Annotated in this window: 16 protein-coding genes and 2 pseudogenes; 1 reads left to right on the top strand and 17 read right to left on the bottom strand. The window is 61.1% G+C overall.

The window, feature by feature from the left end; all coding sequences use genetic code 11:
* Window positions 1-87: 87 nt before the first annotated feature.
* The 17 genes and pseudogenes from KHA85_RS08895 to KHA85_RS17995 all read right to left on the bottom strand — a co-directional run bounded on the left by KHA85_RS08895 (window position 88) and on the right by KHA85_RS17995 (window position 21,014).
* Window positions 88-855: an ATP-binding protein gene (locus KHA85_RS08895; RefSeq protein WP_213185517.1), complete on the bottom strand. Its 768-nt coding sequence runs from the start codon at window positions 853-855 to the stop codon at window positions 88-90.
* Window positions 855-2,456 (bottom strand): IS21 family transposase, encoded by a 1,602-nt coding sequence (istA, locus tag KHA85_RS08890; RefSeq protein WP_213185516.1) that lies wholly within the window; start codon window positions 2,454-2,456, stop codon window positions 855-857. The genes KHA85_RS08895 and istA (KHA85_RS08890) overlap by 1 nt, the downstream gene beginning before the upstream one ends.
* Window positions 2,457-2,499: 43 nt before the next feature.
* Entirely contained in the window at window positions 2,500-3,540 is a 1,041-nt protein-coding gene (gene istA, locus KHA85_RS08885) for an IS21 family transposase (protein ID WP_308936903.1), read from the bottom strand.
* Between the two features lie 146 nt (window positions 3,541-3,686).
* A pseudogene (locus tag KHA85_RS08880) lies at window positions 3,687-3,899 on the bottom strand (IS1634 family transposase); the annotation flags it as partial.
* 117 nt (window positions 3,900-4,016) lie between these two features.
* Window positions 4,017-4,328 (bottom strand): hypothetical protein, encoded by a 312-nt coding sequence (locus KHA85_RS08875; protein ID WP_213185514.1) that lies wholly within the window; start codon window positions 4,326-4,328, stop codon window positions 4,017-4,019.
* Window positions 4,329-4,525: 197 nt separating this feature from the next.
* Window positions 4,526-5,866, bottom strand: a complete 1,341-nt coding sequence (locus KHA85_RS08870; RefSeq protein WP_213185513.1) for a UDP-glucose dehydrogenase family protein — start codon at window positions 5,864-5,866, stop codon at window positions 4,526-4,528.
* 30 nt (window positions 5,867-5,896) lie between these two features.
* Window positions 5,897-7,099: a glycosyltransferase family 4 protein gene (locus KHA85_RS08865; protein WP_236885419.1), complete on the bottom strand. Its 1,203-nt coding sequence runs from the start codon at window positions 7,097-7,099 to the stop codon at window positions 5,897-5,899.
* 311 nt (window positions 7,100-7,410) lie between these two features.
* Window positions 7,411-8,502 carry a non-hydrolyzing UDP-N-acetylglucosamine 2-epimerase gene (gene wecB / locus KHA85_RS08860; RefSeq protein WP_213185511.1) on the bottom strand — a complete coding sequence of 364 codons (1,092 nt, stop codon included), beginning with the start codon at window positions 8,500-8,502 and terminating at the stop codon, window positions 7,411-7,413.
* Window positions 8,499-9,659 (bottom strand): glycosyltransferase, encoded by a 1,161-nt coding sequence (locus KHA85_RS08855; protein WP_236885418.1) that lies wholly within the window; start codon window positions 9,657-9,659, stop codon window positions 8,499-8,501. Before KHA85_RS08855 ends, wecB begins: the two co-directional genes overlap by 4 nt.
* A 1,282-nt stretch (window positions 9,660-10,941) precedes the next feature.
* On the bottom strand, window positions 10,942-11,952 hold the full coding sequence (locus KHA85_RS08845) for a Gfo/Idh/MocA family protein (RefSeq protein ID WP_213185508.1): 1,011 nt from the start codon (window positions 11,950-11,952) through the stop codon (window positions 10,942-10,944).
* A 1-nt stretch (window position 11,953) separates the two neighbouring features.
* Window positions 11,954-13,042 (bottom strand): DegT/DnrJ/EryC1/StrS family aminotransferase, encoded by a 1,089-nt coding sequence (locus KHA85_RS08840; RefSeq protein ID WP_213185507.1) that lies wholly within the window; start codon window positions 13,040-13,042, stop codon window positions 11,954-11,956.
* Window positions 13,039-13,635, bottom strand: a complete 597-nt coding sequence (locus KHA85_RS08835; protein WP_213185506.1) for an acyltransferase — start codon at window positions 13,633-13,635, stop codon at window positions 13,039-13,041. The genes KHA85_RS08840 and KHA85_RS08835 overlap by 4 nt, the downstream gene beginning before the upstream one ends.
* Entirely contained in the window at window positions 13,635-14,951 is a 1,317-nt protein-coding gene (locus KHA85_RS08830; RefSeq protein WP_213185505.1) for a nucleotide sugar dehydrogenase, read from the bottom strand. The genes KHA85_RS08835 and KHA85_RS08830 overlap by 1 nt, the downstream gene beginning before the upstream one ends.
* Window positions 14,951-16,858 carry a polysaccharide biosynthesis protein gene (locus KHA85_RS08825; protein WP_213185504.1) on the bottom strand — a complete coding sequence of 636 codons (1,908 nt, stop codon included), beginning with the start codon at window positions 16,856-16,858 and terminating at the stop codon, window positions 14,951-14,953. Before KHA85_RS08825 ends, KHA85_RS08830 begins: the two co-directional genes overlap by 1 nt.
* A gap of 46 nt (window positions 16,859-16,904) precedes the next feature.
* A complete protein-coding gene (locus tag KHA85_RS08820) occupies window positions 16,905-18,299 on the bottom strand; it encodes a tyrosine-protein kinase domain-containing protein (protein ID WP_213185503.1) in 1,395 nt (464 codons plus the stop codon).
* 770 nt (window positions 18,300-19,069) lie between these two features.
* Window positions 19,070-19,438 (bottom strand): annotated as a pseudogene (locus tag KHA85_RS08815) (acyl-CoA dehydrogenase family protein).
* A gap of 781 nt (window positions 19,439-20,219) precedes the next feature.
* Window positions 20,220-21,014, bottom strand: coding sequence for an amidohydrolase (locus tag KHA85_RS17995; RefSeq protein ID WP_236885414.1), 795 nt, complete (start codon window positions 21,012-21,014; stop codon window positions 20,220-20,222).
* Window positions 21,015-21,126: 112 nt separating this feature from the next.
* Between KHA85_RS17995 and KHA85_RS18280 the strand changes: the two genes are divergently transcribed.
* The coding region (locus KHA85_RS18280; RefSeq protein WP_213185502.1) for a hypothetical protein at window positions 21,127-21,550 on the top strand (424 nt) is incomplete at its 3' end.

Genomic DNA, 21,550 nt, shown 5'->3' with positions numbered 1-21,550 from the left:
TCGGTACTGCTGGTCCGGCGAGTTGGTACCGCCATTCCGGCGACCCGGAACCGGCCCGTGTGTGAGGCGGGCCGGCACCGTCGGGGGTTACTCCCAGTAGCCGGTAGTGGCTCGGGCTTGGTCGTCGCGTTGGCGGCGCATGTCGACTTCGCCGAGGTTGATCTCGCGGGCGTTGTTGGCCAGGCGGTTGACGATGGAGTCCGCGGCGACCCGGTCGGGCAGCGCCTCGACCCAGTACGCCGGCCGGGATTGGGAAGCGATCATCGTCGGCAGCCGGTGCTCCCGGTTGGCCAGCACGGCGAACAAGTCGTTCGCGGCTTCGGGGTCGATGCCCACGGTGAGGAAGTCGTCGATGATGAGCAGCTCCACGTCCGAGAGGTCGTTGAGCATTTTCTGGTGGCGGATGCCGTCGCCGCGGGCGATGACCAGCCGCCGGGCGAGTTCGTCCATGCGGGCGTAGGTGACGGTGTGCCCGTTCTGGCAGGCGGCGATGCCGATCGCGCAGGCCAGGTAGGTTTTCCCGCCGCCGGTCGGTGAGAGGACCAGCAGGTTGGTGGGGTCTTGGCGCCAGTGGTGCCCGGCGTAGCGTTTCATCCGCACCGGGGTGATCCCGCGTCCTTCCTGGTAGTTGATCTCGGCGATCGAGGCCTGCGGGATCGGGAACTTGGCGGCGCGGATGAGCTTGTCGATCCGGTGGGCTTGGCGCTGGTCCAGGGCGTCGTCGACGGCGGTGAGGAAGATCTGCTCCGGGGTGAGCTCGTCGTTGGCCTCATCGCTTATGAGCTCCTCGAATCGGGTGGCCACGTGCGTGATGCGCAGGTTGCGGAACTTCTGGTGATCGATCTCGGTGAACATCAGGCACCAGCTCCTGTGCGGCCGCGGGAGTAGTGATCGGCCGACCGGACTTGGATCGCGCCGTCGTCTCGGGCTCCGGCCGGTGGTGGGGGCTTTCGTGTGGCGGCCGCCGGCACGGCGGGACGGGGCGCCTTGCCGTCGGAGTCGATGGTGGCCATGACGCGTTTGAGCACGCTGTAACTACCGGCGCTGTTCTGGTTGAGCAACACTTGGCAGGCTGCCTCGAGCCGCTGGCGACTGCGCTTGCCGAGAGTGTCGAGGATGTTCTGGCAGTCCAGATAGCCCTGCGCCTCGATCACGTGACGATCCAGGATCTGAGCGATCACCTTCTCGGTCGCGGGACCGAACCCGCGGGCACGGTCGGTGAACCACCGCCGCGACCAGAGCCCGTCGATACCCTGATGGGACTTCGGGGCGTGAGCGAGCACGGTCGAGTACTGGCCTTTGCGGCCGTGGCGCCGTGGGTGCTCGCAGACGACCTGGTCGCCATCGAAGATCGTCACCGATTGCGCGGTCAGCCGGACCCGCAGCAGCTGACCGGCGAAGGTGTACGGCACCGAGTAGTACTGAGAGTCGCAGGAGATGTGATAGTTCCGCCCAACCTTGAGCTGCTTCCACTCGACTGTTGCGAACTCGTCGTCGGGCAGGGCGGCCAGCAGTGGGGATTCGTCGGATTCGAACCGCTCCCACCGGGTCGTCCCGTCAGCCCGGCGAATCTGGGTGTTGATCTCCGCGACCCGTTCGTCGATCGCCGAGTTCAGGGCCTCGACGGTGGTCCACACCTCCTCGGCGAGGTACCCGATGACGCGCTTGTTGACCACCTCCACCGCGGACTCTACGGCCGCCTTGTCGCGGGGTTTGCGGACCCGCGCCGGCACGATCGCGGTGCCGTAATGGTCGGCTAACTGCTGGTAGCGGACGTTGACCGCCCTGGCCGCCTCGCCCTTGGCCTGCCGATGGGTGGCGGTGGTCGGATTGTCGGGCACCACCATCTGCGGCGCTCCGCCAAAGAAGTCGAACGCGGCGACGTGCGCGTCGATCCAGGACGGCGACTTCATATCCGTGAAGCCGCGGCAGAACACCGCACCGGAGTACGGCAGCACCCCCACGAACAGGTACAGCTTGGTGACCTGACCGGTGACCGCGTCGAGGACCTCGAGGGTGTCACCGGCCCAGTCGACCAGCATCGTCCTGCCGGGTTCGTGATGCAGCGTGGCCACGACGTCCTTGATGCGGGCGTGCTCGGCGAACAGGGCGCAGTACTGCGAGTACCCGTACTTCTTCCCGGCCCCAGTGGGGTCGGCGAGGTATTTGCCCCACGCCTGCTGGATGGTGAAGTGCCGGTTGAACTTCATCGACGCCAGCACCCGATCGAAATCCGGTTTGGCGTAGTCCTCCGAGACGCGTTTGCGCCCGTCGGGGAACATCCCGGCGATCTCGGCCGGGTTCATCGACGACGCTTGGCCGGCGGTGATGCCGTACGCGGTGATCGTCTTCTTCACCGCCGCGATCTCCCGACGCGAACACCCGACGGCGGCGACGATCTCGCTGTAGCTATGCCCGGCCAGCGCCAACGTCATGATGGCCTTGTACTCGGCCACATCAGCCTCCTCAAATAGGAAGAAGCGGCGCAGTCGCGCCGCCTCACCCCGAGCAGACCACCCCGCCCGCCCCAAGGAGTACCGAGTCGCCGAAATCGAAGTACCGGATCGCCGGACTAGGCGTACCCACTGGCCCTATCCGCCACTCGGTGAACAGCTCCCGTCGGCTGATCTTCTGGCCGCGGAACGGGGTCCGGTCGTTGATCGCCCCCACCTCGGCGGCGATCGCCTCATTCAGATCGTCCAGGCTAGCGAACCGCCGATCGGCCAGCCGGCCGATCACCCAGTTCGTCACCACCTTCACCCCGGCCTCGACGTGCCCCTTGTCCGTCGGGCGCACCGGCCGAGTGGGCACGGCAGCGGTCTGGTGATACTCAAGGAAGTCCCGGTACTCACGGTTGACCTCCCGGGCCCGGTCACCGCGGGCGATCTGGTTCGACGCCGTCGAGGCGTTGTCCGGGACGATCACCTGCGCCGCGCCGCCGAAGTACTCGAACGCCTGCAAGTGCGCGTCGAGCCAGTTCGGCATCTTCTCGTCCAAGCAGCCGCATGCGAAGACCATCCCCGAGTACGGAAGCGACGCCACGAACACCGACACCGTGGTCTTGGTGCCGATGACGGGATCGAAGATGGCCATCTTCGTGCCCGCCCAGTCGACCTGCATCGTGTGCCCGGGCACGTGCACGATTCGCATCGTGAGCTCGTTGACCTCGACGTACTCGCCGATTATCCGGCAGAACCGCTGATAGCTGTAGTGGCGCTGCCCCGGCGTGCCGTCAGTGTCGAGGTAGTTCGCCCACAGCACCCGCAGCGGCAGCTTGTTCTTGCCCGTCCGCTTCTTCACGGCAGCCGCCACGTCGAAGGCGACGAACTCCTTCGACGGCGTCTTGCGCCCATCGGCGAACAAGACGTCGATCTCCTCGACGCTGAGCGCCTCGACCTGGCCGGCGGCGGTCAACCCGTGCTCGCGGCACACCTTCTTCGCCTTCGCGACCGTGCGATGCGAGCAACCCGCGATCGCCTCGATGTCCCGGTAGGACCTGTCCTGCAGCAGTAGCGACATCACCAATCGGTAATCAGTCACCCGTGCCTCCTGTTCGGATCCACGCGCAGCCTGGTTGCCACGCGTAGAACCGACACGAGCACACGAGGACCGGCACCGCTATCCGATGCTCATACTCGCGCTACCCGATCATCAGAACCCTGCTATCCGAAGCACGCCCCTAACAAGCTGGCGGGCAGATCGATCACCGCCGATGCTCGGTCCTCTAGTCCGAGATCGAGTTCGTGCTGGTCAGCATTGATTCGTTGCTTGGCGATCAATGCCGCAAGCTCGCCGGGCGTGTGGGCGGAGCCGATGTGCGCGATCATCTGGCGCCGACCGCGGATCTTCTCCCAGATCTGCACGCCGATGGCCCCGGAGGCGGTCTTGGACTGCACCACGTACAGATCCACCACCTCCAAATTCCGCTCGATTAGTGACCCGCGCGCCACATGATCAAACTCGTGACCTGCAGCGAGCCTAACGAAGCGGCCAGGAACGACGTCAACTTGTGGAACTCAGGGCTGATAGTGCACATGCACGTCGTGCTCGTCGGCGAGACGCTCGCAGATCACTGTGGCCTTGATATCGATGCAGGCTCGCAGCATCGCATCGATCAGCGCTGCGATCACCTCGGTGATCGCCACCTTCTGGGAGCCCTTGCGCGAGGGCGACGACGGCGGCGCCGTCGGGGCATCCTCAGCCAGGTACTTGCGTACCGTGCGCCAGTCACAGCCGCACTCGCGACCGATCTCGGCGTACGTCATGCCCGTGGCATGCAGCTGTTTGAAACGTCGGATATTCATCCAGGACTTCTGATCCAGGATCATGGGGGTGGGCCACCCTTCGGAAATCGTCAACTTGCCGGAAGACGACTCCAAGGGTGGCCCACCCACCTCGGCGAACAACTACGGAACGCCGAACACCGACCTACATATGAACCTGTCCCCAAACCGACATATCAGGGTGTACGCGGACACCCGTCGACGCCACATAACCACCCTCTACAAAACCCGGGGCGTGACAGTTACGGATGGGGCGCAAATCCGAGGGCGCGGTAGGTCCAGCCCGCCTGGCGCCACTGCTCGGCGGGCATGCAGTTGCGGCCGTCCAGCAGGATTCGCCCGCGCGCCACCAGCGCCACGTCTGTCGGTTCCAGCTTCAGAAACTCGGCCCATTCGGTGGCCACCAGCACCACGTCCGCTCCCTCACACGCTTCGAGCGCCGACCCAGCGTACGCCAGCGTAGGAAACAATGCGCGGGCATTGTCCAACGCCTGCGGGTCGTACACCACGGTGGTCGCCCCCTTGAGGGAGAGCATTCCGGCCACGTTCAGCGCTGGCGAATCCCGCACGTCGTCGGAGTTGGGTTTGAACGCCGCCCCCAGCACCGCCACCGTCTTACCGAGTACAGTTCCGTCACATACCTCGGTGGCCAGCTCAACCATACGCTGCCGCTGGCGCATGTTGATCGAGTCGACCTCCCGCAGAAACGTCATCGCCTGATCAGCGCCCAACTCACCGGCACGGGCCATGAACGCGCGGATGTCCTTGGGCAGGCATCCGCCACCGAAACCCAAACCCGCGTTCAGAAAGCGCCGCCCGATCCGCGGATCCATCCCGATCGCATCCGCCAACACGGTCACATCCGCACCCGCCGCCTCACACACCTCGGCAACGGCGTTAATGAAGCTGATCTTGGTGGCCAAGAACGCATTCGCACTGACCTTCACTAACTCCGCCGTCGCCAGATCCGTCACCACCACCGGACACGGATCGGACTCGAGGATCGGCGCATACGCCTCATTCACCAAGTCTCGGGCCAGCCCCCGCACCGCTTCACCGCCCGCCAACCCGATCACGATCCGATCAGGCGTGAGCGTGTCTTTGACTGCAAAACCCTCGCGCAGGAATTCCGGATTCCACACCACCTCGGCCCGCACACCCTCACGCACCCCGCGGTCAACGATCCCCTGCAACCGAACCGCAGTCCCCACCGGCACCGTCGACTTGCCCACCAACACCGCATCTCCAGTCAACAGCGGCGCCAGCCGCGCCACCACCTCCTCCACATGCGAGGTATCGGCCGCGAACTCACCCTTGCATTGCGGGGTACCTACCCCGATGAAATGCAGATCAGCGAACTCGGCCGCCTCGCGATAGTCGGTTGTGAACCGCAACTGACCGGCCTCCACCTGCCGCAACAGGATCTCCGGCAACCCCGGCTCGTAGAACGGCGCCTCACCCCGCCTCAACCGCTCGATTTTGCCCTCGTCGATATCCACCCCCAGCACCTCATGCCCCAACTCCGCCATACAGGCGGCATGGGTCGCACCCAGATACCCGGTACCGAACACAGTCACACGCATAGAGAGTCTCCTTTTCGAATTCCGACAGAGCTAATAATCTCCGGAATATCCACTTGGCCGCACTGACTCACCGGTAACTGCCGAATAAAAAAGACGATAGAGCGCCTCTCTCGAATATTCAACACGGCCGAGTCGGCCTGCGCGAGATTCCTCACCCGCAACGTCACGGGTTTCCAGCCACCGCAGCGTGTTAGCCGCCGCAACCTCGGCCTCGCGGGGCACAATCAGCCCAACCGACTCGGTCGAAATGATATCGGAAAGCCACCCAGCATGATTTGCCACTATAGCGCGAGACGCCGCAAAGGAATCAAACACTTTATTGAGAGAATTGTCTTCGAGGCAGTGGTATTCCGCCAAGGAAGATATAGTGGCGTCAGATGCCCTAAGCAAAAGTGCAACCTTGGATTTTGGCACTGCTCCGAGAAGGATAGTTTCCGGATCTATTCCTGATTGGATGAGCCTTGATGCTATCGTCTCCATGCCAGCGCCTTGGCCTGCAATCCTCACCTGGACGCCAAATCGAATCAGCGCCGAAGAATAATCGGCTATCCACTCGGGATCGTAACTTATCCCCAAACTCCCAGCGTACGCTAGAAGTGGGCCATCGTCGACGTTCAACAAACGTTTTGCATCTAACCGGCTTGGCAAGTCTCCAGAGTCGAACGTTTCAACATCTGAGGCATTGGGGATAACAACAATATCCGAATCTGATTCAACATCCCTGACCCCCCTGGCCATACCATCCGATAGCGCGACTACCTTGGCCGCCTTTCTGTAAGCCCAACGCTCGAGCAGCCTTGCGGCACGAATCAAGACCGGATTACTCAGCTGGCCCATTTGGATAGGTACGGCCGGCCATAAATCGCGGACCTCGAATACAAATCGTGCGCGATTAGCCAAGCTGCCTAAAATCCCTGGAACCGCCACCGTTAGCGGGGTACTGCTTGCGAAGACAATGTCTGCACGGGTGGAAATCGAAACCAATGAGGCGGCAAGCATGAAACGGACAAATGACAGAACACGCCCGCCAAAGTTCATTCGGCCACTGTATGGCGCTCGAATATATATGATTCGCACACCGTCCACCGTCGTACGGCGCGACCGAGATCCCCCACAGATCACGGTTACATTATGCCCGTCCGAGGCCAGCCGGCGGGAAAACTCGTACGGACGACTACCACCCGACTCTGTAGGCAACTTGAAGTGCTGATGGATATACGTAACGTTCGCCATCATGCTCACATCCTCTTCAATCGAGTAGCTATGTCTACCGGCATCACCCTGTCGGCAAGCCTGAATCTGCTTTCCCAAAACAACGCATTCAAAGCGTGTCCACTTCCCTGACTCCAGCCTTGAGTGAAAGACATACCCGGTCGGGCGCGGTCATCTGATGACACGGACCGAACTAGCCCGGCCCCTTATTGCACGAGATCTTTTCGGGCCAAACGGAAAAGAATCAGCAGCCAAAGAGGCCCGATCGTTAGCCGGGATCAGGAATCCACTCCAATAAACCGAGGTCACTCCCACTTGGTGGATGTCGCGCCCTAAGAATGCTCGGAGCCAGGCAGGCCTCGTGAATCGCGAAAAAAACCATAAATGCTATCGATGACACGCTGCGCCGAATCTCCGGCTCCGTAAGGCTCTGCTCGTGTAGCGGGAGGATCGTAACTCCGCAGGACGTTCGGGAGGGACATCGGCGAGACTAGAGTATTCCAACCGAGTTCTACAGTTTCCGGCCACTCTGTCTCCGATCGAAGCGTCAGACACGGAGTGCGAAGTAGAAAGCATTCCTTTTGCAAACCTCCCGAATCAGTAATAACGCATGACGCATCCCTCACGGCGCGGATCATATCTGGGTAGCTCAGGGGGTCAATTAGTTCAATCACGCCCGCTTCGATATCAATCCCGTGAGCGGTGGCTTTGGACACAAGCCTCGGGTGCGCAGCCAGTAGAACAGGCCTATCCAACCGGGATAAGCTCTCCACGATTTCCCGGAGTCGTTCTTGATCATCCGTGTTATCTGCTCGATGTATCGTAGCTAAATAATAGCCGGACGCGAGCGAGATATCGAGGTCTACGCGAAGATTGTCGGGGAACCTTCGCGCCGTCTCGAAACACACGTCGGCCATGACGTCGCCCACAATAATCGACCGATCCGAGAGGCCTTCGGATTCTAGATTTCTCATAGCCAGCTTCGTCGGAGCCAAACACAGATCTGCACAATGATCCGTTATCACTCGATTGTGTTCCTCCGGCATTCTTCGGTTGAAAGAGCGGAGTCCGGCCTCAAGATGGAACAATGGGATGTGCACTTTTACAGCTGCGAGTGCAGCAGCGACTGTGCTATTTGTATCGCCGTACACAATGACGCCGTCGGGCCGTTCACCTACGAGCACGGCCTCAACTGATTCGAGCATTCTGCCTGTCTGGGCTCCATGCGACCCGGAACCAACTAGGAGGTTGTGTTTCGGTGCGGAGATACCCAATTCTCTGAAGAAGCTATCTGACATAATATCGTCGTAGTGCTGTCCAGTGTGAACTATTACATGCTCGATTCGACGCTCTCGAGCCACCCTATCTATTGGTGCCAGTTTGACAAACTGCGGCCTAGCGCCAACCACACTTAGTAGCTTCATTCGGCACTCCCCTCGTGTACGCCTTGTTCTGCCCCGGGGAAGATTCCCAAACCTGTCATGAACTTAGATAGCGTCGCTAACTCCGGCTCAAAGCTAAATTTCTCTATTATCAGGCGCCGGCCAGTGCTCCCCAGTCTTCGCGTCATTTCTTTGTCTGAACTCAAGAGTTGCAAAGCATTAGCGATCTGCCCGGCATCCAGTGGATCCACAAACAAACCGCATTCTTCTCCTCCCATAAGGTTGATCCAATGGGGGTAGTTCGATGCTATAAATGGCCGCCCGGAGGCCATATATTCAAACAATTTTGTAGGCTGAGACTCAATATGGTTGGGATGTGGTTGGAACAGGACTAAGCCGGCAAATCCCTTTGCGATGAAGCTGGGAACCTGATCGGCTCCAATTACCCCCTCATAAGAAACCCCAATTGGCTTATGGTCAATTATCTGCTTCGTGACGGCATCGAGAGGACCAGCGACGCTCAACGTGACGGACCCGTTCAATTGGTCAAGTGCTTCGACGATTTGACGGCTGCCTCTGATTTGAGATAGCCGGCCAACATATATCGCCGTGTCGAAATCATTCACATCGCTTGGCTCGGGATACTCATCCAGTAGAGGAAAGTTTTGGACAATGCAAAGGTTCTTTGCATTCGGGAAAGTCTTTGCAATAGCTGGTGTGGCAGCGACCACGTTTCCAACAACCCGCTCCACGAGAAACAGCAAGAGGGACGCTAGCTTCGTGACAATTGGCTGAGCGTTTCGCCTGATATAGGATTTGCCCGTAATTTGTGCCTTAAGATCTTCATGCGCATCATAGATCGTTCTAATTTTCGGACGTAAGACGCGTAGAGCTATCAGAACTGGGATGAGTTCGGGATCGTGCGCATGCACTGCAGACGGATTAGTTCGCAGAAGTTCACGCATCACCCGCATTGATCCAAACACCGCTCGCGCTAATCTGCCCCCGGAGCGTGGCGGTTCCAGCCTTACTACCTGTACACCGTCTTCCAACTCGGCTTTACTTTCCTCGGCTCGACCCGGGCCCACTATTGCAACGGAGTATCCTCTTTTTACGAGCCCAGCGCACTCTTTGCGTCGTATCCGGTTATCCAGAAGAGAATGGGCGGTTGTTATGTGCGCTACATCGATTCTACGCATGTTCTTACCTCTCTTGCTCATCGGCATCTATGTTGCCGAGCCGGTTAGGGAGAATGCAAGTTAACTTGTCGACTTGGACCTGCAACCGACGAGAATATAAGTATGATCATCGCAATGTATATCGGCACCTGCGCAGTACTGTACGCTCCGAGCGATACCGTCCAATCAAAGCCGGAGAGCGCTGGAACTACGATAGCGCCCACAAAGATAACTAGTCTTGACAGGTCCCAGTAGAGCAGTGAGCGATTGTTACCGCTGATGTTGAGAACCTGACTGAACGGCGCGGCGACAAACTGAAAGTAGCCGCCTACTGCCAAGATGGAGATTGCTATACCAACCTTTCCCCACTCTGCGCCGAGAATCGGTGCCGCGATAGCCGGTGCGATTGCGGCCGCAATGGCGCAAGGGACAATCCCGATCAAGGCCTGGTCTCGCATTCCTTGCTTGATTATCTTCCGTGCCCTGCCGTTGTCGCCTGCGCGTATGGCGGCCCCCACCTCTCCCGCGGCCGCACTGGCAACCGCCTGCCCTACAACATTAAGTGGAGTCACCGATGTACGTAGAGCCATAGCTACGATTCCCGACACCGCCGGGCCAAATAGTGCCATCACCAGGATCGGTAGCAGCTGGCCCGAGGCGCTGTTTACCAACGCACTGCTGCCAGCGTAAACTGCCGGCCTCCTACTTTCGCGCCACACCGGTCGGATGAGGTCGCTTTCACCTCTCAGGGTCGTACCCACCGACCTCAGCCATGTCAATCGGCCGAGGACAAACCCCGAAGCCAGCCCTAGAGGCCCCAAGCCGAAGAATCCCAATACCGTCTGAAAGACGGCCGTTGATGATTGGTGTGAAAAGTTTCGGATTGCGAGGACTCGATACCGCTGGCGAATTACCAATGCTGCGGTCCCTATCGGAGCTAAGCTAGCCGCCCAGATTATTAGACCAACCATAATCCATATTGGTTCGGCCAGCCCGAACGCGACCAGCAATCCCGCTACTAGAGTAACGACTAGCGAAAAGACCGTTGCTAAATATAGCGCTATTCGCAACATAGCTACCCTCCGAAAGTTCCTAGACTCTCCTTGGGCAAGAACCTCCATCCTTTGGCTGGAGAAACCGACGCCAACAGAGGCTGTAGCCAGGACTGTTGCAAAAACTCCGAACTCGGACGGTTCATACACTCTGGATAACAATGGAGTCGCTGCTAGAGTGACGATCATCCCACCGGCCGAACCGATCAGGATCGTCAGGCCAGCTCTGCGGACACCTTTACTCATTGGTCTTACTGGTTCTGCGTCGTGACCGGTATTGAAACTGCGGTTCCAGCGTTACTGGCGGACTGAATGCAAGCCTCTGCAACGTGCACGATCTCCATACCCTGCCTTAGTGACACGACCTCCCCGTCCCCAGTCATGATCGCGTCGCGGAACGACTCGTGTTCCACCTTCAGCGGCTCGGGCTTGGGGAAAGCGTATCGAATTGAATCGCCCTCCGACACTCCTCGAAATTGTGAAAGCTCGCTCCATGTAGTCTCCACACTGCCATTGGCGAAGAACGTCAAGTCAGCAGTCAATGTGTCAGCGACAAATGTGCCTCTCTCACCAGTGATGACGGTCGTTCGTTCTTTCAACGGCGACAGCCAATTCACTAAATGGTTGGTCACTGTGCCAAACGAGAGCTTACCGATTGCCGCCACTAAGTCCTCATGCTCACGCCCGGACTTGAAGCCAGTATGCGCAGATACGGTTACAAACTTCTGCTGCGTCACCCATGTAGTCAAGTCAACATCATGGGTGGCTAAATCTTTAATTACCCCTACATCCGCAATCCGCCCAGGGAACGGCCCGATGCGCCTGGTCACAACTTGATATATATCGCCAAGATCGCCGTTGCCGATTCGGACTCGAGCCTGCTGGATGGCGGAATTGTAGCGTTCGATGTGACCCACGCCGCCAATTAGGCCTGCGTTCTCGAACGCTTCTACTATCCGCAGAGAGGATGCCGCATCGTGGGAGATCGGCTTTTCAATAAGTGCATGGACCCCGGCGCTCGCGAGTGCCAGTGCCACTTCTTCGTGGAACCTGGTGGGCACAGCAACCACACAGTAGTCAATTCTCTGTTCAATTAGTTCGCTAATCGTCGCGAGCAGTGGCCGGCTCCCGGCGACCCCAAAAGTGTCTCCGGCTGGATCTGCGACAGCAACCAGGTCAACGCCTTCGAGTGAACTTAGAACGCGTGCGTGATGTCGCCCCATCATTCCGAGCCCAATTAGCCCAGCCCTTAGATTCGCCATGTCAGCTACCCGCCTTTGCCAGTGCGTTTACCGCGGTGACGATTCGATCTATCTCGGCTTCCCCAATCGACGGGTGCACCGGGAGTGATAAGCACTCCTTTGCGGCGATTGCTGTCTCCGGCAAGTCGACGTCGACAGTAAACGGGGTGAGCTGGTGGTTGGGCACCGGGTAGAACATCCCTGACCCCACCCCAAATTCACTTTTAAGCGCGGCAGCGAAACCGTCGCGGTCCTCCGGGATTCGTACCGTGTATTGGTGGTAAACGTGGCGAGCGCCGTCCGCCACCGGAGGCACCACGACTCCCTCGAGGTGGGCATCGAAGTGCGCTGCGTTGGCCCGGCGGGTCTCGGTCCAACCATCGACCTTTGTGAGCTGGACCCGCCCGATTGCAGCGTGGATGTCGGTCATCCGGTTGTTCAGACCCACGACCTCATTGTGGTACTGCTTCTCCATGCCCTGGTTACGGTAGAGCCGCATCTTGCGACTAGTTTCGGCGTCTGCCACGGAGACCATGCCCCCCTCGCCGGAAGTCATGTTCTTCGTCGGGTAAAGCGAGAACATGCCGAACCGGCCAAAGGCCCCAACTGGAGTCCCATTAAGGGATGCACCGTGCGCCTGTGCCGCATCCTCGTAGACTTCGAGGCCACGGGACTCTGCAAGGCGAAGGATGGCAGGCATGTCTGCCGGATGGCCGTAGAGGTGGACCGGCATGATCGCTCGCGTGCGATCAGTGATTGCGGCCTCAGCCGCTGCCGGGGAAAGGCAGAACGAGTGGGGGTCAATGTCCGCGAACACCGGCGTTGCGCCCGTGAGCGCGACGGAGTTGGCGGTTGCAGCGAAGGTGAAAGACGGGACGATGACTTCGTCGCCGGGACCGATGCCGCTGGAAAGTAGGCCGAGGTGAAGGCCCGAGGTCCCAGAGTTTACTGCAACACACTCACGGCCCAGGCCGAAGTGAGCTGAGAATTCCTCCTCGAACGACCGTACTTCCGGCCCCTGCGCGATCATGCCGCTACGCATTACGCGGTCGACCGCGGCGCGTTCCTCATCACCAATAATCGGTTTGGCGGGGGGAATGAAGTCCATCATTCTGTCTCCTCGGTCAAAATATCTCCGGTTTCGCGGTACCGGTCGCCAGTCTGCGGACACGTCCACGCACCATCCCCAACGGCCTCGAGCGGCACCCCGGCCTTACCGACCCAGCGAATGCGGCGAGCAGGAACGCCCGCGACGAGCGCGAAATCGGGGACGTCCTTGGTCACCACGGACCCTGCCGCGACCATTGCCCAGCGACCAATGGTGACTGGCGCAATGCACACCGCACGAGCCCCGATAGAAGCTCCCGTGCGGCACGTAACGCCCACGGCCTCCCAGTCGTTTGAGCGCTTGAGGGAACCGTCTGGCGAAATCGATCGTGGGTAGTGATCGTTGGTAAAAACCGCGGCAGGACCGACGAACACACCATCTTCGAGTTCGGCGGGTTCGTAGACGAGCGCATAGTTCTGAAGCTTGCATTTGTTGCCCATCGTCACACCTGTGCCTACGTAGGCACCTCGTCCGATGACACAGTTTTCGCCGACTCGGGCGTCTTCGCGCACCTGAGCGAGATGCCACACCGCGGATCCGTCGCCAATTATCGCCGTCTCCGCAACGTCCGCGGAGTCCACTACACGTGCCGCCATCAGCCGTCGGTCCCGTCGAGAGCGCGTCCCACAACGAGGAAGGTCGCTGAGCCGAAACGACCGGGGTCTAGGGCCCGTCTCCCGTCCACGACGATGCTTACCCCGGGCAGGTCGTCGGCCGAGAGCTCGCGGTAGGATCCGTGATCAGCCTGCAGAACGGCAACGTCAACGGGACGTCCCAAGGTGTACGGCTCCCACTCAAAGCCACGTAGCTCGTCGTCTGAGTACATGGGGTCGTGGACGCTCACCTCAGCGCCAGCCTCCCGAAGAGCCTCCACAGTAGCAAAAACTCCGGAGAACGCCGTCTCCTTGACTCCGCCTCGGTAGGCGGCGCCGAGAACGACTGCCTTCTTGCCCTCGAGTGACCCGCCAGCGGCACCGACGGCAAGTCCCACGGTGTAACTCGGCATCGCTGCGTTGGCCTCGCGCGCAGCACGGACCACGGTGGCATCCGGGTCGTTCCACAGGTACAACCGTGGGTACACGGGAATGCAATGCCCACCAACGGCGATTCCCGGCCGGTGTATGTGGCTATACGGCTGCGAGTTACTCGCATCAATAACTTGGTAGACATCAATGCCGTTCTTCGCTGCGAACACCCCGAACTGGTTTGCCAATCCGATGTTGACGTCCCGGTAAGTAGTCTCAGCGAGTTTCGCCATTTCGGCGGCCTCCGCCGAACCCAAGTCCCACACGCCGTTGCCTCGCTCGAGGTCTGGGCGGTCATCAAACTGGAGGACTTGTTCATAGAAGTCGCCCGCACGGCGCGCACCGTCCTCGGAGAGCCCACCGAGCAATTTGGGGTACTTGCGAAGGTCCTCAAAGACCCGTCCGGTAAGCACCCGCTCCGGGGAAAAGACGACGTGAAAATCTATTCCCTCAGTCAGGCCGGATTCGTGCTCGAGTTTAGGCTTCCACCGGGTTCTTGTCGTGCCTACAGGCAAGGTGGTCTCGTATATTACAAGAGTTGAATTCTCCGAGCGGAGTCCACGCGCAATCTCGCTGGTGGCGGAATCCATCCATTTAAAGTCCGGACGGGCCTCTTCATCAACAAACAGCGGCACCACAATCACGACGACATCGCTCTTCGATACCGCTTCCGCGGTATCGGTCTGAGCAACGAGAGCGCCGGCGGATACGACCTCTGCAAGGTACTCCGCCAAGTGTGCTTCACCCGGGAACGGCTCTGTTCCGCTATTAACCAAGTCCACAACGTTTTGATTGACATCCGCACCGTACACTTGGTGCCCAGAACGGGCGAACTGAACGGCAAGCGGAAGACCAATTTTCCCAAGGCCGACTACTGTAATTTCCATTAACGCAAGTTCTCGCTCTCAATCAGATGTGGCCGCCTGCAGGGAGGGCTGTCGTCCCGGGCGTGGTCTAGCGGGTACACATTCCGGTCCAACCAGTTCCTCGCCTGCTCGTGATCCGAGATGGCATCGATCTCACTCCGGTTAAACGCTACTGGCGGCACGCGAACTTCGGAGAGAGCCCCGTGCTCGTTACTGACCTGCGGCGATTCCGAGTCGTCGAATAGTTCCTCCGACAGCTTTTCATTGTCGCGTAGACCGGTGTAGATAATCTCTAGTTGCTTTCCAGACTGCTCGATAAGCGTCTTGGCCACTTGTGCAATCTTGACGGGCTCGCCCATGTCCAGGACGAGCGTGTCACCACTCGATCCGACAGCTGCGGCCTGGAGCACTAGCTGGCAGGCCTCGGGGATGGTCATGAAGAAGCGGTCGACCTCGGGGTCAGTCACCGTGAGGGGACCGCCGTCCTTAATTTGCTTTTCGAATACCGTCAATACTGAACCGCGCGAACCGAGAACGTTGCCAAATCGAACAGATACGTACTTGGCGCGCTCGTTCTTATCAGCTTCTGCCGCAGTGAGTCTTTCCGCTATCCTTTTGCTCGTACCCAGTGCCGAACTTGGGTTCGCGGCCTTATCCGTAGAAATATTGACGAAGGTCTCTACGCCGCTCATTGAAGCGGCGTCGAGCAGGTTCAGTGTTCCGAGAACATTAGTTTTGAGAGCCTCCAGCGGGTAGTGCTCAAGAAGAGGCATATGCTTAAGCGCAGCGGCATGAAATACAATCTGAGGCTTTCGCTGGGCGAATATGTCCAAGATTGAACTCCGGTCGCGGATCGACGCGAGGATGGTGTCGTCACCGTCGAGCATCGCCTGGTCCTGAAGAGAAAGCTGGACCGAATGAAGCCCCGATTCATCTCGGTCAAGCATCATCAGTTCAGCAGGCCGAAACCTGCTAATCTGGCGGCACAGTTCGGAACCGATCGAACCTCCCGCACCGGTCACCATAATTCGCTTTCCGCGAAGGTACTCGGCGATCTGCGTCTGATTGAGTTGGGCTGGTTTTCGTCCCAACAGATCATTCACGTTGATTTCACGAAGTTCATCCGCAGCGACCCGACCCCGCATCATCGAATCGAGTGGCGGCAACACCAGGACATGCAGTCCTGCCTCTTCCGCCCGGTCACGAATGTCGATGAGTTCGTCGCTCGGCAGGCTCGGCACCGCGAGCAGGAGGGTGGAAGCCCCCGTCTTCTTGGCCAGCTCTTCGATCTTATCGCGTCCACCATGCACGCGAACACCCTCGATCACCATGTGGCGCTTGCCTGCGTCGTCGTCCAGAATGCCGACTGGATTGAAGTGGGCGACGTCTGATCGACGAAGTTGGCGCACGAGCTGGAGACCGCCGTCACCGGCGCCGAAGACCAGCGCACGCTCCGCATTCTTTGTCTGACCTGCACCGAATAGCCTTTTTCGCCGCACTAGCGATCTGAGGACGAGCGCGCCGAGGATGGTAAAGGCTCCGGTCACGATGGACGTGGAGCGTGGGACCGCCTCGTACTGCCCTCCGACGATGTGCCCGAGGAAAACCGTGAACGTGGCCGCCGAGAAGACGAACGTCACGACGCTGCTCTCCAGAACGCTGCCGGGCACGAATCGGCCGCGGTACAACCCGACCAGCCAGCCTGCGATCCACGTCACCACGATGAGCGCAACTAGAACTAGGTACGCGCTCCCCATCCGCAGGGATTGAGCCAGCCGGTCCACCGAAAAATCGAATCGCATCCACAGGGCAAGGACGAACATCGCCGCCCACAGGACGGCATCGACGGCAATCCACTGGGATGTGCCGAGACCGATGGGGCGACGAAAAAACCCTCTGAACCGTTCGGCTTCGACCTCCCCGGTCATCTCAATCCCCCCCTGGTCCACAATTGCTTTGCACTGGAAAGATCATTCAGGCTCCCCCAGCTGCTGACGATGTCTTGGACGAGTAGTAGTACGAGTCGTAGTACCCGGCTGAGCCCTTCTTCGCGGGCTTGTTGGCTACCATCACGATGCCCAAGAGGGTGGCGTCTGCCTTCGCCAGGTTGTCCACTGCCTGCGCGACCTGATCTGCGGTGGTCCGGTGTGAGCGGACCACGAGCAGTGCGCCATCTGTGATCCTGGCGAGTAACGCGCCGTCCGTTACAGGGAGAAGCGGCGGAGAGTCAATGATCACGTAGTCATACTTGCTGCGCAGCTCGTTGACGAGGTGTCGCGCCATATCGGAGGCGAGGAGCTCGGAGGGGTTGGGCGGCAACGGGCCGCATGCCAGCAGGTCCACGCCGTCGTGTCGGGTCTCCTGCACCACGTCGGCGAACTTGGCCTGACCGGACAGGATGTTGGTCAGGCCCACTTTGTCCGGCATGGACATGTAACTGACCACTAGGGGGCGGCGGAGGTCCGCCTCGATCAACAGAACCCGGTTACCGGACTCGGCGAGGGCAAGCGAGAGATTGATTGCGGTCTCGGACTTGCCCTCAGTGGCCACTGACGAGGTCAGCACGAATACGCGCGGGGGATTGTCGACGTTGAGGAACTGCAGGTTGGTCCGCAGCCGCCGGAAGGATTCCGCCGCCGGGGAGTGTCCTTCACGGAACGGAACGATGTGCTCGGCGCCCTTTTCCTTGTCCTCCGCCTTGCGGAACGGAATCGACCCCACGACTGGCTTACCCGCGATCGATTCCAATTGCTCCGAGGATTTGACCGTGCGGTCGAAAGCGTTGATCAGGAGCGCGATACCAATGCCGGCGAGAAGCCCCAGGACGAGCCCGATCGCCACGTTCTGCTCGGTCTTAGGCGCGATGGGCGAAGTCGGCAAGGCGGGCGGATTGACCACGGTGAGCTTCGCCAGCGCCGGGCCGCCGCCATCCGGGGTCTCGAGGCGGTTGATGGCCTCGGGGAGGACCTCACCGAAGCCCTCCGCCAACTGCAGTGCACGCTGCGGGTCGGAATCCGTGACCGCGACGTTGAGCAGAACGGTCTTTGCATCGGCAGTGGCTGTGGTCTGGCCCGCCACCTGGGCAGGGGCGAGGTCAGCCCCGACGGTGTCCACCACCTGCTGGGTGAGGTTCGTGCTCTTGACGAGCGCAGCGTAGGACTGCACGCGCTGCTGAGCGCCGAGTGAACCCTGGTAGGCCGCCGCAGCGGAATCCCCGCCGGCGACGGTCACGTAGAACTGGACTTTCGCTTGATAGCTCGGGGGGATGAGCAAGCTCATCCCTAGCGCCAAGAGACCCCCGATGAGCGTTGCAGCCACGATGACGATCCAGCGGGCTCGGAGTACGGACAACAGGTCCCGCAGATCCACTCCAGGGTCCTTTCCTTTAGACAGTCACACAGAAGCGACCCGCTTCAGCGGACGCGATCGGGTCAAACTATGACACTACTTTGCTGAGGGCCGCCTCAACACTGGTCGTTCACACGATGAACATGGATTCACCGAAACGGGTCACGCTGCGGGCTCGCTCCGTCTCCACTCGTTCTCAGTCGGGGTACGTGGTCTCACCTCCGTGAGACCACGACCCCGCCGCCGTTGGCCGACGCTTGTTGTCACGACACTTTTCCTGCTGGTATGGGGATTGCGGGCGTGTCCGGCGCCAGCGCAGAGCTCCACCCTTGGCCATCTTTTCCGAGCCAGTCGACGCAATAGTAGTGGTGGCGGGGCTAGGGACGGCCGGTCCGTTCTCGCCCGGCATCACGCTGAGAAGGGGTGAGGGGCCGCACCTTTATGGCCTGATCGCGCGAGTCCTCTGGGCGATCCACCACCGCTCTAGAGTCCACCTGCGCCGCCGCGCCCGTCCTCGCACTCGATGGGCGGGGCGTCGCGTTCTACTGCTTCGCTCCCGACGTCGAACCCACGAGGTTGAAACCACTGCCCCGGATAGCCCACAGCCGGGGGTGGAAATCTTGCCCCGGCGTCGTCATCCTCGTTAGCGTCGGCGTCACGAAAGTGGTCCCTCACCCTCGCTCGCAATGCGGCGAGCAGGTCGTCGACGGCGGCTAGCACTTCCTGACGGCCTCGGATCCCGACACCGCCGACACCACGACCCTGGCGTTCGTGGAGAGGTGGAGCTGACGTCACCGAACAGTGAGGGACTCCCCGATCGCCTGGACATACGCGTACTCGTCGCCGAACACCAGCTGATCGGCCTTCGCCTGCCGGAAGTAGTGGTGCAGCGGATGCTCCCAGGTGAATCCGATCCCCCCGTGCACCTGGATCGCCTCCTCCGCCGCCGTCATCGCAGCCCGCGAGGCCAGCACCCGGGATACCGCGGCGAGGTCGGCCACCTCCGCACCACCGCGCTCGGCGTCTCCCGAGGCGTCCAGCACGGTGGCCTCGGCCAGCTAGATCGCCACCAGGAAATCCACGAGCTTGTGCTTGATGCCCTGGAAGGAGCCGATCGTCCGCACGAACTGCTGACGCGTCCCGGCATACTCCACCGCCATCTCCAGGCACCTCCGCGCGAGGCCCACCTGCTCCGCGGCCAGCGCGATGAGGATGCGCGAGCGCGCCCTCTCGAGACGCGACGCGACATCCGGCCCCGAGATGCGGCGCCGTCACCCCGTCGAACTCAACGGTCGCGAGCTGGCGGGTGCCGTCCACTTGCTCGTCGACGGTCCGCCGCACGCCGGGGTCACAATGGACGAGCTCTTCAGCGCTCGCGCCTCAGCCTCGACCGCGAAAAGCTCAGCGATGCCGTTCCCGGCTCACTTCAGCTAGTTCCGCCGCCGTGGTGACCGCGGGGGCCGAGCGGCAAGCGGGGACTTGTCGTCGTTGTCTATACAGCCCGGCCCTCGGCGCCCCGGTAGGCCGGCGCCGCCACGACCTGGGCGCGGGTCGCCGTGAGCAGGGACGGGTCCTCCCGCGGCGCGAAGTGCGGCGAGTGATTGGCCGGTATCTCCGGTGCCGCCGCGCCGCGGACAGTGCGTCCCGGTAGCGGGCCGGGTCGACCGAACCCACTATCCAATACGTGTACGGCACCCCGAACGCATCCGGGATGCGGGAGAAGTCCTCCGACGCGGTGACGCGGGTGGCCTCGTACACCGCCCGCGGCCCAAAGTGCTCGACGAACGCGTAGGTGACCTGGTCGGTGACCTCCGCGTCGTTGCTGGTGCGCGGGCACTGGTCGAAGTACTAGAATACCGGCGCGCGAGGTGCATCGGCCGTGCACTCGGCGCGAACGATCCGCTCTATCGACGCCATCACCCGCTCCCGCACGGCCAGGTCCTACGTGCGGATATTGAGCAGCAGTTCCGCCGCATCCGGAATGATGTTCGCCATGGTGCCGGCGGTGAGCGCCCCGACCGCCACCACCGCGAACTGCCCCGGCTCCACCTCCCGAGAGACGATGGTCTGCAGGCGCAGGACGACCGACGAGGCGAGAACCACCGGATCGACAGATGTGTGCGGCATCGAGCCGTGCGCCCCGCGACCGTGAATCGTGATCCGCAGCGACTCGTCGGCCGAGAGAACCGGACCCGTCACCGTGCCGATCGTCTTAGCCGCCGTGGGCATCACATGCTGCGACAGCGCCACGTCAGGAGTGGGCACCCTGTCCCGCAGGCCGTCCTCGATCATCGCCCGGGCACCTGCGGCTGTCTCCTCCCCCGGCTGGAACACCGCGATGTACGTGCCACTCCACCCCTCACGGTGCTCTGACGGCACCCGCACCGCGCCCAGGAGCGCGACCGCGTGCGCGTCATGGCCGCACGCGTGCATGACGCCCGGCGTCTGAGAGACATAGTCGAGGCCGGTGCCCTCCTGCATCGGCAGTGCGTCGATGTCGGCGCGTGCGAGGACGGTGGGGCCTTCGCCGTTGCCTATGACCGCCACGACGCCCGTCCCGCCGATGCGCTGTGACTCCAGGCCCAGCGCAGTGAGTTCCCGCTCGATCTGATCCGCCGTCGCGTGCTCGGCCACGCTGAGCTCCGGGTGGCGGTGCAAGTGGCGGTAGAGGTCGCGCAGCCACGGGAGGTGGCGTGCCACCTGATCTGCCAGACCTGCCCCGAGCAGTTCTGACATCAGGCCGAGTTCTTGGCGATGGACTTCGAGGCTGTCGACTTCTTGGCCGTGCTTGAGCCCGAACTGCCGGAACCCGACTTGGACGACGTCGACTTCTTGGCAGTCGACTTTTTTGCCGTGGCCTTTTTGCCGTGGCCTTTTTGGCGGGCGCCTTCTTCGCCGCCGTCTTCTTGGCTGGGGGCTGCTTCGCCGAGCTCGAGCTGCTCTTCTTGGCAGGCGCCGTCTTTCCGGAGCCGGAGTCCTCGTCATAGTCGTCATCGTCGCTGGCGTCGGCGTCTCCCCCACGGTCCTTCACATTCGCCCGCAGGGCGGCGAGCAGGTCGGCGACCTCGTCGTCACCGTCGTCGTCGGAGTCGTCCTCACGCTCCTCGACCGTGAACGTCTCTCCCCCGGCCGCCTTGGCTTCGAGGAGCTCCTTGAGCTGATTCTGGTAGTCGTCCTCGTACTTCTCCGGCTCGAAATCCGCCGCGATCGTCTCAATGAGTGGCGGATAGGGCCAGTGGGTACGCCTAGTCCGGCGATCCGGTACTTCGATT

The organism is Dietzia massiliensis (genome assembly GCF_018390595.1).
GTDB lineage: Bacteria > Actinomycetota > Actinomycetes > Mycobacteriales > Mycobacteriaceae > Dietzia > Dietzia massiliensis.
This window is presented reverse-complemented; position numbering and strand designations above follow the sequence as displayed.